This is a genomic window from Caballeronia glathei (assembly GCF_000698595.1).
GTDB classification, from domain to species: Bacteria; Pseudomonadota; Gammaproteobacteria; order Burkholderiales; family Burkholderiaceae; genus Caballeronia; species Caballeronia glathei.
On record NZ_JFHC01000242.1, the window covers coordinates 1 to 1082 of the forward strand.

General features: G+C 60.5%; 1 protein-coding gene. It reads left to right on the plus strand.

Going from position 1 to position 1082, the window contains the following annotated elements:
* Positions 1-396: 396 nt before the first annotated feature.
* Positions 397-1082, plus strand: a 686-nt coding sequence (locus BG61_RS38550) for a transporter substrate-binding domain-containing protein (protein WP_035943701.1), incomplete at its 3' end; no start/stop codon positions are given.

Sequence of the window (1082 nt, forward strand, 5' to 3'; positions counted from 1 at the left end):
TTTGAACCTGCGGCTCGTCCGCTGTGACCAGCAGATCGCCACACACGCCAGAAACAGTGACGTTGCAAGACGCGCCGGCGGCGAAGTCTTGAACAACGGCCGACCTGTCAATGATCATGTGAACCGGCCCGGACTGCGCTTCCACACGACTACGCGCTTTAATTCGCGATCCGCGCGCGTGCCGACGATGCATCAGCGCACTTGCTTATTGTCATCTTTGCGCATATGTGCCAGCGTTTAGCTGTCACGTTTCCGTCATGCGACGCGCGGGCTCAGGGACCTGCAACCGATATCACCAGTCGAAGATCCCTTTCGACTCGCTCGTAACAGAACTGCGAATACGCTGAGACAATGCATACGAATTCCGGATAGTCGTCCGCATGGAAAGGGCATGTCATGACGAGACTTCGTTTTCTTGCCACCCTGCTGGTTGGGATCTCGGTGCTCCTGCCACCGGCGCGGGCCGAGTCAGGATCGAGTGTGCCCACTGTCGCACCAGCATCAGCGCCACCGGTTGCTGTCGCGAAAACCCGCCAGATGAACATCGCGGCCAAACCGTGGACCGGCGACTTTGACGCGATGCTCGAGCGCCGCGTGATCCGCTTTCTTGTGCCGTACAGCCGCACGCTGTACTTCAACGACAAAGGCCGGGAACGTGGCCTGACCGCGGAACTCGCGCGAGACTTCGAACGGTATGTCAACAAGCGTTATGCCAGTCAGCTCGGCAAACGCCCGGTCACAGTCCTTCTAATTCCGACGACCCGCGACAAACTCCTGGCGAACCTCCAGGCCGGGCTGGGCGACATCTCGGCGGGCAACCTGACGGCGACCGACGAGCGGCGCAAGCTTGTCGACTTCGTTGCGCCGCGTGACCGCAAACCGGTCAGAGAACTGATCGTCACGGGTCCTGGCGCTCCGGCTCTCGTCACGCTGGACGACCTCCCGGGGAAGCAGGTCTATGTACGCAAGGCGACGAGTTACTACGAGAGTCTGACGGTGCTCAACGACCGGTTCAGGAAAGCAGGCAAGCCGGTCATGCAGATCGCGCTGCTACCGGACGCACTTGAAGATGAGGACGCCCT